Origin of the sequence: Streptomyces sp. NPDC006309 (assembly GCF_040613095.1) — a bacterium.
GTDB lineage: Bacteria > Actinomycetota > Actinomycetes > Streptomycetales > Streptomycetaceae > Streptomyces.
This window is the reverse complement of sequence record NZ_JBEXRO010000012.1, coordinates 145,675-158,963: the sequence shown is the minus strand read 5'-3', so window position 1 is coordinate 158,963 and position 13,289 is coordinate 145,675. Positions and strand designations below refer to the sequence as shown.

Sequence of the window (13,289 nt, the reverse complement as noted above, 5' to 3'; positions counted from 1 at the left end):
TCCCTTGTTCCGGGCGTCAGTTGGCCCACGGCGGGGCGAGGCGCGTACCGTCCGCCAGCTCCGCCGCCAGGCCGACGGGGGCGGTGACCCAGGAGATCGCGGTGTGCTCGGCCGGGTTCTCCAGGCCCAGGGCCGTACCGGGGTTGACGATCACCGTGTCGCCCGCGGTGATCCGCTCGGTACGGCCGTCGAGCGTGACCCGCAGCTCGCCGATGAGCAGGTGCAGGATCTCCTCGCGGGTGACGGTGTGGACCGGGGCCTTCGTCCCGGCCGGGATCTCGCTCCGCCAGGCGCACAGCTCCACGGCACCGGTGAGCGGGGTGGCGTACGAGACGAAACGAGCGCCGTGCATCTCGTGGGTGACGGCTTGTGAGGACCGGACGACGGGCATGGTGAGGTCTCCTTGTGCGATCTGGTCAAGTAGCTTGACTATATAGTCAAGCTACTTGACCTTTCGGTCAAGGTGTTTCAATGCCTCCGTGCAGAACTCCGAAGCCATGGCCCTGTCCGCCGCCCTGCTCGCCGTGGCGGGTGACCTCACGCAGCGCATCCATGACGGGGTGACGGCCCGCGGCTTCACGGACCTGCGGCCCGCCCATGGCTTCGCCTTCGCGCGGCTCGCTCCGGACGGGGCCACCGCCACCGACCTCGCCGCGCATCTCGGGGTGACCAAGCAGGCGGCGAGCCAGCTGGTGGACGAGATCGTACGCAAGGGCTACGCGCAGCGGCGGCCGCATCCCGAGGACGCGCGGGCGCGGCTGATCGTGCTGACCGAGCGGGGGCGGGCGTGCACCCGGGCCGCGGAGGAGGCGGCCGCCGAGGTGGTGGGGCGCTGGGGCGACCTGCTGGGCGAGGGGGAACTCCGCCTGCTGCGGGAGCGGGTGGCGCGGCTCGCCCCCCGTGGCCCCATCAGGCCCGCCTGGTGACGGGGAGCCGGCCTGCCGCCGAGCCACCGGCCGGCGAGCCGCGGGTCAGCGCCGGAAGTTTTTACCGACGCGTAACTTCACACGTCCACTACCCGCCCGTAACTTGACGGATGAACAGCATCCCGTGATCCGGATCACAGGTTGAGGCCGTGCACCTCCCTTGAGCCGCAAGGAGATCCCCCGATGCTGCCCTGGAAGCGAGCGCTCAGACCCGTCGCCGCCCTCCTCCTGACCGCCGCCCTCGCCGCCGTACCCACCGCCACCGCCACCGCCAGCGCCTCGGACACCGCCGCCCCGAGCGCGGGCTGGAACGACTACACCTGCAAGCCCTCCGCCGCCCATCCCCGCCCCGTCGTCCTCGTCCACGGCACCCTGGGCAACTCGGTCGACAACTGGCTCTCCCTCGCCCCCTACCTGAAGAGCCGCGGATACTGCGTCTACTCCCTGGACTACGGTCAGCTCCCCGGCGTCCCCCTCTTCCACGGCCTCGGCCCCATAGACGAGTCCGCCGGACAGCTGGCCGCCTTCGTCGACCGGGTGCTCGCCGCGACCGGCACCGCCAAGGCCGACCTGGTCGGTCACTCGCAGGGCGGCATGATGCCCCGCTACTACCTGAGGTTCCTGGGCGGGGCGGACAAGGTGAACGCGCTCGTCGGCATCGCCCCCGACAACCACGGCACCGGCCTCAGCGGCCTCACCCGGCTGCTGCCCTACTTCCCCGGCGCCGAGGACCTGCTCCGGGCCACCACCCCCGGCCTCGCCGACCAGATCGCCGGCTCCGCGTTCCTCACCCGGCTCAACGCGGGCGGCGACACCGTCCCCGGAGTGCGCTACACGGTCATCGCCACCCGGAACGACGAGGTCGTCACCCCGTGGCGCAGCCAGTACCTGACCGGCCCGGACGTCCACAACGTGCTGCTCCAGGACCTCTGCCCGCTCGACCTCTCCGAACACGTCGCGATCGGCCTGCTCGACCGGATCGCCTTCCACGAGGTGGCCAACGCGCTCGACCCGGCCCACGCCACCGCCACCACCTGCGCGTCCGTGTTCAGCTGACGGCTACCGGGGCCTGACCGGCCTGAGCCGCCGGACAGGCCCCGGACGGCACCGCGAGGCGTGGCCGACCGGCCGCTCGCCGAAGCCGTGGTGTGTTCGAGAGCTGCCCCCAGCAAACCGCGGAACCCCCCGCCGCGGGCGGCCGCGGAAGATCCTTATGGTGCCGTTAAGGCGGTGCTCAGGCTGCGCTGAGGTGGGCGGCGCCGGCCGGGCCGGGCGCCGCGAGGTCAGGCCTCGGGCCACCAGGTGCGCGCGATGTCCCTGCGCACCTCGGGGCGTCCCGCGGGGGGCTCCTCCGCCTCCTCGCGGATCCGGCGGCTGTCGGTCCTCTTCAGGGGCTTCTGCACGGTCACGCGGCGCATGGCTGCCTCCTTCGGTGCCTACCGGGTTCCGCGTCGTCACGGAGGCAGACGCCTGGGGGGAGAGTTCCTCATCGGTGCCGGGATGTCAGTGGCGGCAGTCACGTCCGCACTGTCAGTGGCGTGTGTCACTCTCCGGGGTATGACGAACAGGAAGCGGCACACGGTTACGGCTGCCCCGGAAGTGGACTGGGATGCGCGCGCCGACGCCTTCGACGACGAACCCGACCACGGGCTGCGCGATCCCGGGGTGCGCGCGGCCTGGGCGGCCCGGCTGCGGACCTGGCTGCCCGGGCACCCCGCCGACGTCCTCGACCTCGGCTGCGGCACCGGCAGCCTGTCACTCCTCGCGGCCGAACAGGGCCACCGGGTGACGGGCGTCGACCGGTCGCCCGCGATGGCCGGGCGGGCCCGCGCCAAGCTCGCCGGGCGCGACGCGGAGATCCTGTGCGGGGACGCCGCGAGCCCGCTGGTCGGCGACCGCCGCTTCGACGTCGTCCTCGTACGGCACGTGCTGTGGACACTGCCGGACCCCGCCCGCGTCCTGCGGCACTGGCGGGGCCTGCTGCGGCCCGCGGGCCGGTTCGTGCTGACCGAGGGCGTGTGGGGGACCGTCACCCCGGTCGGCATACCCGCCGAGCGGCTCACCGCCCTGCTCCGGCCGCTCGCCGCGGACGTGCGCGTGGAGCGGCTGTCCGGCGACCCGCTGCTGTGGGGGAAGCCGGTGACCGACGAGCGGTACACGGTCGTGGCGACGGTGTGACACCGCGGGCGCCGGCGGGTCAGGCCAGCAGCCCATCGAAGCCGCCGTCCCGGGCCAGCGCCTCCAGGGTGTCCAGCGCGGCCACCGCGGCGGACGCGGCCCGCGGGTCCGCCTGCGTGAGCCCGCTCCCGGCGAACTCGTCCTCGTCCAGCCGCCGTACGTCCCGCCCGTCCGCGGAGCGCCACAGGTCCAGGTCGAGGTCCTCCACGACCAGCTCCGTGCCGGACAGGACCACGGGGCGGGCGACGTCGCAGTACCAGCCCTTGAGGGAACCGTCCGCGCCGCGGACCTCCTTCACGGCGTACCACCGGTCCCGCCAGTAGTACTCGGTGAACACGTCGCCCGGCTCGAAGCGCACGAACCCGAAGTCACGCACCCCCGCACCCGCCCAGCGGGCACGTACGGCGATGCGGGTGCCGTCGTCCCGGAGCAGCTGTGCCGGGTAACGGATCTTCGTACGGCCCCCCTTGACCAGGACGACGTCCAGCCACCGCACGGGCTCAGCCGAGTTCGCGGACATAGCGCACCTCCGACGCGCACTTCTCGTAGCCGAGCCATGTGTTCACGGCGAGCATGGCGGCGTTGCCGGCGTCGTTGCCCGTGAAGGCCTCGGTGATACCGGCGGCGCGGGCCAGGCGCAGGGAACGGCTCTTGGTCAGCTTGGCCAGGCCCCGGCCGCGATGGGCGCGGGCGGTGCCGGTCATGGCCGTGTCGTAACGGGTGCCGCCGTCGGTGCGGGCCATGGTGAAGGCGACCGGACGGCCGTCCGCACAGGCGACCGTGGTCAGCTCCCGGTCCAGCAGCGGATGGTTCCAGCTCTCCTCGACCCAGGCGTCGTAGTCCGTCATCCCGGCGCTCACGTCACCCGGTTCGTCCCGCACCGTCTCCGCGTCCAGGTCGAACAGCGGCCGGGGGTCGTCCGCGAAGTCGGCGGCGGTGCGCAGTTCGACGCCGGGCGGGACCGGCGGCGCCGGGGGAAGGGTGCCGTGCGCGAGGTCCAGCCGGAGGAAGTGGGCGGAGCGGCCCCGCCGGTAGCCGCACCGCTCGGCGAAGGCCCGGCAGGCCGGCTCGTCCATCGCCCAGGCGAGCAGCCTGGTCGTGCCCAGGCCCGTCAGGTACTCCTCGGCGGCCCGCACCAGCAGCCGGCCGGCGCCCCGGCGGGTCCGGTCCGGACGGACGTGGATGTTCAGACAGCCCTGGCCCGGCTCGGGGCTGTCATGGGCCAGATACACCTCTGCCGCGCCGATCACCTCGCCGTCCTCCTCCGCGACGAGCGGACGGGAGCGGGCGCCCGGACGGCTCCGGGCGGCCGCGTGCCGCACCGACTCCGGGGTGCACAGGAGGAAGGGGAGGGCGAGGCGGCGGACACGGGCGAAGCCCTCGGCGTCGGCCGGGACGCCGGGGCGCAGGTCACGCACGAGCAGGGTCATGCGGTGGACCGTACGGGGCGCGAGCACCGGACCGCCTCCCCATTTCCGCGCCGGGTGCGGGACAATCGGGCCGTGAGCCTGAAGATCCGCATCGATGACAGCGCGCCGCCGTACGAGCAGGTGCGGGCGCAGATTTCCGAGCAGGCGCGGTCCGGCGCGCTCCCCGTGGGGTACCGCCTGCCGACCGTGCGGGGGCTGGCCGAGTCCCTGGGGCTCGCGGTGAACACGGTGGCGAAGGCGTACCGGGCGCTGGAGGGCGACGGGGTGATCGAGACGCGCGGACGCAACGGCACGTTCCTGGCCGCCGCCGGCTCGGCCGCCGAGCGGGAGGCGTCCTCGGCCGCGCAGGCGTACGCGGAGCGGGTGCGCAGACTCGGGCTCGGCGAGGACGAGGCGCTCGCCGCCGTACGGGACGCCCTGCGGGCGGCCTACGCGGGATAGCCCCCGCGCCGGGCCCGCGCGGTCACCGCGGTGGCACAGGCTCCGGTGTCCGTGAGACCGTCAGTCCCGCCCGGCGCGCCAGCGCCGCGAACACCTGCGCGTCCCGCACCGCCGCGCCCCCGGGGTCGTTGTTGAAGTACGCGTACACGTTCTCCCCGCCGGTCCAGGCCGTCGCGACGCGGTCCACCCAGGTCTGAAGGGAGCGCCGGCCGTAGCGGGGCCAGGGCTGGGCGCGGCCCTGGTGGAAGCGGACGTACCCCCAGCCGGCGGTGCGCCACAGCGGGCCGGCCGGACGGGCCAGGACGTCCGCCCAGCACAGGGCCGCGCCCCGGGACTCCAGCACGCGCCGCAGCTCCGGTGTCCACCACGAGTCGTGGCGGGGTTCCACCGCGACCCGGGTGCCGGCCGGGAAGCGGGCCAGGCACGCGTCCAGCAGGGCTGGGTCGGCGCGCAGGGTCGGCGGGAGCTGGAGGAGTACCGGGCCCAGGCGGTCGCCGAGGCCCGCCGCGTGCGTCATCAGACGGTGGACCGGCTCCTCCGGGTCCTTCAGTCGCTTGATGTGGGTGAGGAAGCGGCTGGCCTTGACCGCGACGACGAAGTCCGGCGGGACGCGGTCGCGCCAGGCGGCGAAGGTGTCGTACGACGGCAGCCGGTAGAACGCGTTGTTGATCTCCACCGTCGCGAACAGCCGGGTGTACTCCTCCAGCCACAGCCGCGTCGGGACACCCGCCGGGTAGACGAGGTCCCGCCAGTCCTTGTACTGCCACCCCGACGTGCCGACGAACACGGTCATACCCTCATGAAAGCATCACAGGTACAGGCCCGCGTCCGCTCCCTCCCGCGCGCTCGGCACGGACGTCGGTGTGGTGCCCCGGCGCAGCGCGTACAGCTCGGCCAGGGTCGCGCCCTCGCGGCCGACGCCCTCCTCGGTACCGAGCCAGTTCACCGCCTCCGGGTGGGTCAGCGGGCCCACCTCGATGCGGGCCATGCAGCGGCCGGGGCGGACCACGGCCGGATGCAGGCGCTCCAGGTCCTCGTTGGTGGTGACGCCCACCAGGACGTTGCGGCCCTGGCCGAGCAGGCCGTCGGTCAGGTTCAGCAGCCGGGACAGGGCCTGGCCCGCCGTGTGCCGGGCCTCACCGCGGATCAGCTCGTCGCAGTCCTCCAGCAGCAGCAGCCGCCAACGGCCCTTGCCGGCACCGTCGTCCTCGCCGATGGCGATGTCCATCAGATAGCCGACGTCGGAGAAGAGTCGTTCGGGGTCCAGGACGCAGTCCACCTGGCACCAGTCCCGCCAGGAACGGGCCAGGGTGCGCAGCGCGGAGGTCTTCCCGGTGCCGGGCGGGCCGTGGAGCAGGAGCAGCCGGCCCGCGATGTCCTCGGGGGTCGTCTTCATGAGGCGGTCCATCGCGTCCGCCACCGGAGCCGTGTAGTTGGGCCGCACCTCTTCCCAGGTGCCCGCCGAGATCTGACGGGTGGTGCGGTGCGGGCCGCGCCGCGGGGAGACGTACCAGAACCCCATCGTCACGTTCTCCGGCTGCGGTTCCGGTTCGTCGGTCGCGCCGTCCGTGGCCTGGTCGAGGATCCGCTTCGCCAGCTCGGCGCTGGTCGCGGTGACCGTGACGTCGGCGCCGCGGTTCCAGCGGGAGACCAGCAGGGTCCAGTCCTCGCCCTCGGCGAGGGTCGCGCTGCGGTCGTCGTCACGGGCGACCCGCAGCACCCGGGCGCCCTCCGGCAGCAGGGTCGCGCCCGAGCGGACGCGGTCGATGTTCACCGCGTGCGAGTACGGCTGCTCGCCCGTTGCGAAACGGCCGAGGAACAGCGCGTCGACGACGTCGGACGGCGAGTCGGAGTCGTCGACGTGGAGCCGGATCGGCAGAGCGTCGTGCGGGTTGGCAGCCATGCCGCCATGATCCGGCACGGACGCGCTCCGCGCACCGCATTTCCGCCGCTTGCTCCCGGTGTCCCAAAGACGGTTCACGATGTCCCGGGACCGTTGCCGTGTTCCGGCCGACACCTGCCCGCCGCCCGGCTCCCCCCGTTACTGTGGTCCGCGATGGGACGCCCTGGCGGGGACGCGCGAAGGCGGCGGTGGCGGCTCACCGCCCTGCTCGGCGCGGCCCTGGCCGCGCCGGCCCTGCTGATCGCCCTGCTCGGCACGCTGCCCGGCGGCCCCCGCACCGCACGTGACGGCGACAGGCCGCACGGCACCCCGGCCGCCCCGGACGGGAGAGCCGGACCGTACGTCGGCTGGGGTTTCACGCACACCCGGTACAGCGCCGGCCAGGGTTCGCCGGCCGCCACCGCGCGCGTCACCCGGCTCCTCGGCCGGGACGGCGGGCTGGCGCAGAACCAGCACATCATGGGCTGGGGCGCCGACAACCCCGAACCGGCCAGGGGGCGTTACGACTTCGGCGCGCTGGACCGGCGCATCGGCCTCGTCCGCGCCTCCGGCGGCACCCCGGTGATCACGCTGTGCTGTGCCCCGGACTGGATGAAGGGCGCCGCGGCCGGGGCCGGCCGCACCGACTGGAGCCGGGCCGCGCTGGAGAGCGCCCCGCTGCCCGGCCACTACCAGGACTTCGCCGACCTCGCCGCGACCGTCGCCCGGCGCTACCCGGACGTGCGGCACTTCATCGTCTGGAACGAGTTCAAGGGCTTCTGGAACGACGCCGGGTCCCGCTGGGACTACGAGGGCTACACCCGGATGTACAACCTCGTGTACAAGGCGCTGAAGAACGTCGACCAGGACATCATGGTCGGCGGCCCGTACCTCGTCATGGACAGCGTCGGCCCGCACGACCCGAACGCCTCGACCACGCTCAAGGGTCCCTGGGGCGCCATGGACCAGCGGGTCCTGGACGCCTTCGCCTACTGGAACACCCACCGGTCCGGTGCCGACTTCACCGTGGTCGACGGCTCCAGCTACACCCGCGACGACGCGCTGCTCCCCGACGAGTTCGCGGCCACCGCCAAATTCACCGCCGTCGGCGCCTGGGTACGGCGGCAGACCCGTGACCTGCCCCTGTGGTGGGCCGAGTACTACGTCGAACCCGGCGACGGCGACGGCGGACGCACCGGCTGGAGCGAACCGCACCGCGTCGCCGTCCAGGCCACCGGCATGATCGCCATGGTCAGGGGCGGCGCCGGCTCCGGCTTCTACTGGAACCCCGAGCAGCGGGCGGGCCCGTGCCCCGGCTGCCTGTGGACCCCCACCGGCACCGCCGGCGGCGGCCGGGAACTGCCCCTGTACGGCCTGCTGTCCCGGTTCGCGCGGGCCTTCCCGCCGGGCACCCGGTACGCGAGCGTCTCCGTCGCCCCGGACGACGCGCCCCACGTCCGTGTCCTCGCCACCCGGAGCACCGTCCTCGTCGTCAACACCCTCGCCCGGCGGATCAGCGCACGCGTCGACGGCAGACGGTTCGCGATGGACGCGTACGAGGTGAAATGGCTCGACCGCTAGGGTCTTTCGCTCGGATCAGGCCGGGTCAGGCCGGATCAGGGAGCGGTGCCAGACCCTGCGAGCCCGGCATGATCCGAACGGGAGGCCCTGGCCGCCGCACCCTCACTTCAGCGTCACGAACCGCTGCACCAGCGAGGCCAGCACCAGCCCCAGCAGCGGCAGCGCGAACCAGAAACCGCCCTGCACCAGCCGCAGCCGGCGCACACCCGGCCGCACCGCGACCCGGACCAGCTCGCGGGCGGCCAGCAGCAGGACCAGGACGACGGCGGCGAGCGCGCCGGCCACCGACCACGGTGTCCATGTCACCTGCGGCCCGGCCGGCCCCGGCCGCGGCCGGGGCACCGCTCCCGCCGGCCGCTCGCGCAGCGCGTACACCGTGACGTCCTCACCGGCCAGGACCCTCGTCAGCTCCCGCCGGCCGTCCAGCTGCCGGACCAATCGGGGCTGCCAGGCCGCCGGGTAGCCCGCGTCCAGCTCCAGGTACGTCGCCTGGCTGCGGTCGACCATCAGGTACGAGTGCGGCCCGGCGTCCTCGAGCGCCTTCACCAGGCCCGACACCAGCCGGGGGTCGGCCGGTGCGCGCGTCGGCACGTAGGTCACCCGCTCCATGTCCCGCGCGCCCCACGGCAGCGCCGGCGTCACGTCGTCGACCGGATCCTGGCTGAGCCACAGCAGCCGTACCGTCGGCCGGTCATGGGCGTACACCCAGTCCATGGCCGCGACCTCGCCGGGCCGGACCCGTTCGAACGGCTCGTTGCCCCAGCGGGCCACCAGGAAACCGCCCATCAGCAGCAGCCCGGTGAGGAGCACGGCCGGCGGGGCCAGCCGCGCCCGGACCTCGTGCACGGTGGCACCGGAGCGCGGGAAGAGGGCGAGTCCGCCGAGCAGGGCCGCGCCGGGCAGCGCGAACATGAAGACGCGCAGCGCCATCTCACCGCCGTACGACTGCATGCCGAAGCCGAGGAACGGGACGAACACGAGGACCGGCAGGGACCGTTCCCGGTACCGGTGCAGGCGGCGTCGCCACCAGCCCCAGCAGGCCAGGCCCAGCACCGAGCCGGCCAGCAGCACCCGGGTGTACAGCACCAGCTTGTGGGCCGCGCTGCCGCCCTGGATGCGGCCCGAGACGGAGGTGGAGACGTTGCCGCCGACCCCGCCCACCCCGCCGAAGAGGTCGTCGAAGTGCCCGGACCAGTACGGCTCGGCCATGAAGCCGACCCAGACCGCCACCAGCACCCCGAACAGCAGCGGCAGTCCGGGGAGTTCGCACCGGCCCAGCAGGACGAGGGCCGTGAGCACGCCCAGCATCATGAACGGGGTGAGCTGGTGCGCGGGCACCGTCGCCGCGTAGAGCGCCATCAGCACGAGCAGCAGCACGGTGCGTTGCCGCCGGCCGGCCGGCTCCACCTCGGCCTCGCCCGGGCGACGTGACGTCCGGATCACCCGGGGCGGGCGGAACCAGACCAGCAGGATCGCCACGAACACCAGGTACAGCAGATAGGTGAAGCCCTGCGGGGAGAAGTAGTCCTGGCCGACCCAGCCGCTCAGCGCGAAGATCCAGACGCCGGTCCACTTGGCCCGCCAGCTCGCGCGCATCGCCCGGGTGAGCAGGAACACCGGTGCCAGGAAGGCGAGTTGCAGGACCGTCGGCCACCAGCGGATGACCTCGGTGAAGTCGGTGATCCCGCACGCCCGGCCGGCGAACGCGGCCAGCGCGAAGAAGCCCGGCCAGCTCCAGCGGGCGTCCAGGTCCGGTACGGCGGAGCCGGTCCGGTCGATGTGGTCGAGGAAGCCGAGGTGCTGCCAGGCCGTCGGGAACCGCGGTTCGCTCTCGATCACCGCGGGCAGCGCGTGCAGGCAGACCACGGTCGCCAGCAGGGTGAGCAGCAGCAGCGCCCGGTGTTCGCGGCGCAGCCGGAGCAGCGCGGCGAACACGGTGATCAACAGGGCCGCCCCGGCCAGGGTCGGCAGCGGTAGCACCGAGACCAGCCCGAGCCCGCTCATCCGGTCCAGGTCCGCCTCGCCGAGCCGCAGCGCGGGCACCCAGTACAGCGCCAGCGCGGCCACCAGCAGGCACCCGAGAAGCAGCCCGGTCCGGGTGTCCGGGTCGCGCACCCGCGCCGGGCCGGGCCGGGGCGCCGGGGCGGGCGGGGTGCCGCCGCCGGAGCGCCGCCGGGAGCGGGAGAACGGCTCCAGGTCGGCGAGGTCGCCGTCCGGTGCCGTGGTGTCCGGCACGATGGTGGGCGCGGACCGCACCGCCCGCCACAGCTTCGGCGCGGCGACGGCCACGACCACCGTGAGGCTGGAGACCTCGGCGACGCCCGCGCCGGTCAGCCCCAGCCGGGGCAGGAGCAGCATGGTCAGGCCCAGCACCAGCACGCACAACAGGCCCTGCAGCCAGGCGAGTCCGGCGGTGCGGCTCTGTGCGCGCAGCACCGCGAAGTGGGTCTCCAGCACCGTCCGCAGCACCGTGCCGACCGCCGACCAGCGCAGCAGCGGGGTCGCCGCGTCCGCATAGCCCTCACCGAACACACCGAGGATCCAGGGCGCCCCGAGGAACAGCAGACCCGCGACCGGCAGCATGATCCGGGCCATCCGCCGCAGCGCGGCCCGGGTGTCGGCGGCCAGCCGCGCCGGGTCGTGCGAGCCCTCGACGGTGAGGGAGGCGCCCATGTTGATGGCGAGCAGGTTGGTCGTGCCGGCGATCGTGGCGGTGATGTAGAAGTACGCGTTCTGCTCGGAGCTGACCCGCGCGGCGATGATCACCGGCACGAGGTAGACCACGGCGAGGGAGAACAGGGAGCCGGTGTAGTCCCCGGCCAGGAACCTGCCGATCTCCCCCGGCGTCGGCGGACGGGCCAGGTTCGCGGTGGCCCGCACGTGCCGGGGGACCAGCCGCCGGAACACCAGCCAGCCCAGCGGCACCACCGAGGTGGCGATCGCGGCCACCCAGGACACGAAGACACCGGTGGCCGGCAGGGCGACGGCGAACGCGACGAGCAGGGCCAGCTTGACCGCCGAGAAGACGGTGTTGCCGACCGGCACCCAGGGCGCGCTGCGCAGCCCGGTGAGCACGCCGTCCTGGAGGGTGAGCACGTTCCAGGCGGCGACGGCCAGCACGAACCCGAGCCCGTTGAGGGTGCCGTGCAGGAAGTGGTACGACGGCCCCCACGCGTCCAGGGTCAGCAGGAAGATCCCGGCGGCGGCCGCCACGACCAGCGAACCGCCCGCGTAGGTACGCAGCACGAGCCGCCCGGTGCGGTCACCGGAGACGGGGATGAAACGGGCCAGGGCGCCGGTCAGGGTGACCGCGGTCAGCCCGGCGAGGAACTTCATCGCGGCGATGGCGGCGGAGCCCTGCCCGACCGCCGACTCGGAGTAGTAGCGCGCCGCGGCCAGCCAGAAACCGAGCCCGAGGACGGCGGAGATGCCGGTGTTGAGCATCAGCGCGTAGGCGTTGCGGAACAGCGGACTGCCGCTGCCGCCATCGGCGGACCGGCCGGTCCCGGATGCCGTGGTGCCGGGCGCAGCCGTCCCGGCCGCGGTGGTCGTCGTGGTCGCGGTGGTCGTGTCAGACACGGCTGGGGAGGGCCTTCCGGCGGACCTGGCGGGCTCTGCGGACGACGGCGTACCCCTTGGTGAGGACGCGGTCCCCGGCGAAGTCCCGGGCGAGACCGCGGCCTTCGAGGAGCCGCCCGAACTCCTCGGCACCGGTGCCGCGGCGGACCGTGACACGGCGCAGCGCGTACGGTCCCTGGCGGCGGCGGGCGAGAGCGTTGCCGACGGCGAGCGCCTGGGCGTACCCGGCCGCGCGCACCGCCCGGCGGACCCGGCGGCTGGAGTAGCCGTACGGGTAGGCGAACGACGCCGGCGGTGCGCCGAGTTCGTCGGTGACGATCCGCGTACAGCGGTCCAGCTCGGCGCGCAGTCCGCCGTCGGGGAGCTGGTCCAGCTGGGGATGCGTGTGGCTGTGCCCGCCGATCTCGAGCCCGGCGGCGGCCAGTTCGCGCACCTGCGGCCAGTCGAGCATGGTGTCCGGGGCGCCGCCGGTGTCGTGGGCGCCCCGGAGCCAGCCGGTGGCGAGGAACACGGTGGCCGGGAAGCCGTGTCTCGCCAGGACGGGCAGCGCGTGCCGGTGCACGCCCTCGTAGCCGTCGTCGAACGTGATCAGCACCGGCCGGGCGGGCAGCGGACGCCCACAGCGCCAGCCGGCCGCGAGACCGGCGGTGGTCACCGGGGTCAGCCCCAGGCCGCCGATGAGCGCCATCTGCTCCGCGAACGCCTCCGGCGCGACCGACAGGGCACGGGTGGCGCCGCTGGGCGCGGTGGCGACGGAGTGGTACATGAGGATGGGCACGGGTGCGTCACTCATCGGAACCCCCGGATGCCGGAGTCCGCGGGGGCGCCTGGACGGGAGATCGGGGCGGGTTCTGGGCCGGTGCCCGGGTCGGTCCGCGGGATGGTTCCTGGGCCGGTGTCCGGGCGGGGTTCCGGATCGATGGCCGGGGCGGGTCCTCGGCCGGTCCCGGGGGGCGGGTCCTCGGTCGGTCCGCGGGACGCATCCTGGGCCGGTGTCCGGCTTGGCATCTGGGCCGGCTCGCAGGGCGGTTCCTGGGCCGGTGTCCGGCTTGGCGTTCGGGCTGGTGTCCGGGGCGGTTCCTGGGCCGGTTCGGGGGGTGGGTTCCTGGTGGGGGCGCGGGGAGGTTGCTCGGCTGGTGTCCGGGGCGGTTCCTGGGCCGGTTCGGGGGGTGGGTTCCTGGTGGGGGCGCGGGGAGGTTGCTCGGCCGGTGTCCGGGGCGGTTCCTGGGCCGGCTCGCGGGACGCTTCCTGGGTCGGTGTCCGGCTTGGCCT

13 protein-coding genes are annotated in these 13,289 nt (G+C 74.1%); 5 read left to right on the top strand and 8 right to left on the bottom strand.

Annotation, left to right across the window (positions count from 1 at the left end):
- Nucleotides 1–16 precede the first annotated feature (16 nt).
- Nucleotides 17–391: a cupin domain-containing protein gene (locus ABZ117_RS18200; protein ID WP_356821874.1), complete on the bottom strand. Its 375-nt coding sequence runs from the start codon at nt 389–391 to the stop codon at nt 17–19.
- A gap of 88 nt (nt 392–479) precedes the next feature.
- Between ABZ117_RS18200 and ABZ117_RS18195 the strand changes: the two genes are divergently transcribed.
- Nucleotides 480–926: a MarR family transcriptional regulator gene (locus ABZ117_RS18195; RefSeq protein WP_356821872.1), complete on the top strand. Its 447-nt coding sequence runs from the start codon at nt 480–482 to the stop codon at nt 924–926.
- Between the two features lie 183 nt (nt 927–1,109).
- Nucleotides 1,110–1,982 (top strand): alpha/beta fold hydrolase, encoded by an 873-nt coding sequence (locus tag ABZ117_RS18190; protein WP_356821870.1) that lies wholly within the window; start codon nt 1,110–1,112, stop codon nt 1,980–1,982.
- A 227-nt stretch (nt 1,983–2,209) separates the two neighbouring features.
- On the opposite strand, the gene ABZ117_RS18185 is transcribed toward ABZ117_RS18190, so the two are convergent.
- Nucleotides 2,210–2,344: a hypothetical protein gene (locus ABZ117_RS18185; protein ID WP_356821868.1), complete on the bottom strand. Its 135-nt coding sequence runs from the start codon at nt 2,342–2,344 to the stop codon at nt 2,210–2,212.
- 139 nt (nt 2,345–2,483) lie between these two features.
- On the opposite strand from ABZ117_RS18185, the gene ABZ117_RS18180 reads away from it, so the two are divergent.
- Nucleotides 2,484–3,104 (top strand): class I SAM-dependent methyltransferase, encoded by a 621-nt coding sequence (locus ABZ117_RS18180; protein ID WP_356821866.1) that lies wholly within the window; start codon nt 2,484–2,486, stop codon nt 3,102–3,104.
- A gap of 19 nt (nt 3,105–3,123) precedes the next feature.
- Here the strand turns inward: ABZ117_RS18180 and ABZ117_RS18175 are convergent, their stop codons facing one another.
- Both ABZ117_RS18175 and ABZ117_RS18170 read right to left on the bottom strand, forming a co-directional pair.
- Nucleotides 3,124–3,624 carry a DUF402 domain-containing protein gene (locus ABZ117_RS18175; protein WP_356821864.1) on the bottom strand — a complete coding sequence of 167 codons (501 nt, stop codon included), beginning with the start codon at nt 3,622–3,624 and terminating at the stop codon, nt 3,124–3,126.
- Nucleotides 3,605–4,534 (bottom strand): GNAT family N-acetyltransferase, encoded by a 930-nt coding sequence (locus ABZ117_RS18170; RefSeq protein WP_356821863.1) that lies wholly within the window; start codon nt 4,532–4,534, stop codon nt 3,605–3,607. Before ABZ117_RS18170 ends, ABZ117_RS18175 begins: the two co-directional genes overlap by 20 nt.
- A 72-nt stretch (nt 4,535–4,606) precedes the next feature.
- On the opposite strand from ABZ117_RS18170, the gene ABZ117_RS18165 reads away from it, so the two are divergent.
- Nucleotides 4,607–4,975, top strand: coding sequence for a GntR family transcriptional regulator (locus ABZ117_RS18165; protein ID WP_356821861.1), 369 nt, complete (start codon nt 4,607–4,609; stop codon nt 4,973–4,975).
- A 22-nt stretch (nt 4,976–4,997) separates the two neighbouring features.
- Here the strand turns inward: ABZ117_RS18165 and ABZ117_RS18160 are convergent, their stop codons facing one another.
- Nucleotides 4,998–5,768, bottom strand: a complete 771-nt coding sequence (locus tag ABZ117_RS18160) for a DUF72 domain-containing protein (protein WP_356821859.1) — start codon at nt 5,766–5,768, stop codon at nt 4,998–5,000.
- A 15-nt stretch (nt 5,769–5,783) separates the two neighbouring features.
- The gene (locus ABZ117_RS18155) at nt 5,784–6,878 is read right to left on the bottom strand and encodes a DUF5925 domain-containing protein (RefSeq protein WP_356821857.1); all 1,095 of its coding nucleotides are present in this window, start codon (nt 6,876–6,878) and stop codon (nt 5,784–5,786) included.
- A gap of 153 nt (nt 6,879–7,031) precedes the next feature.
- Between ABZ117_RS18155 and ABZ117_RS18150 the strand changes: the two genes are divergently transcribed.
- Complete coding sequence (locus ABZ117_RS18150) at nt 7,032–8,438, top strand: xylan 1,4-beta-xylosidase (RefSeq protein ID WP_356821855.1); 1,407 nt, start codon at nt 7,032–7,034, stop codon at nt 8,436–8,438.
- A 102-nt stretch (nt 8,439–8,540) separates the two neighbouring features.
- Here the strand turns inward: ABZ117_RS18150 and ABZ117_RS18145 are convergent, their stop codons facing one another.
- Nucleotides 8,541–11,882: a lipopolysaccharide biosynthesis protein gene (locus ABZ117_RS18145; RefSeq protein ID WP_356821973.1), complete on the bottom strand. Its 3,342-nt coding sequence runs from the start codon at nt 11,880–11,882 to the stop codon at nt 8,541–8,543.
- Nucleotides 11,883–12,009: 127 nt separating this feature from the next.
- Nucleotides 12,010–12,810 carry a polysaccharide deacetylase family protein gene (locus ABZ117_RS18140; protein WP_356821854.1) on the bottom strand — a complete coding sequence of 267 codons (801 nt, stop codon included), beginning with the start codon at nt 12,808–12,810 and terminating at the stop codon, nt 12,010–12,012.
- Between the last annotated feature and the right edge of the window lie 479 nt (nt 12,811–13,289).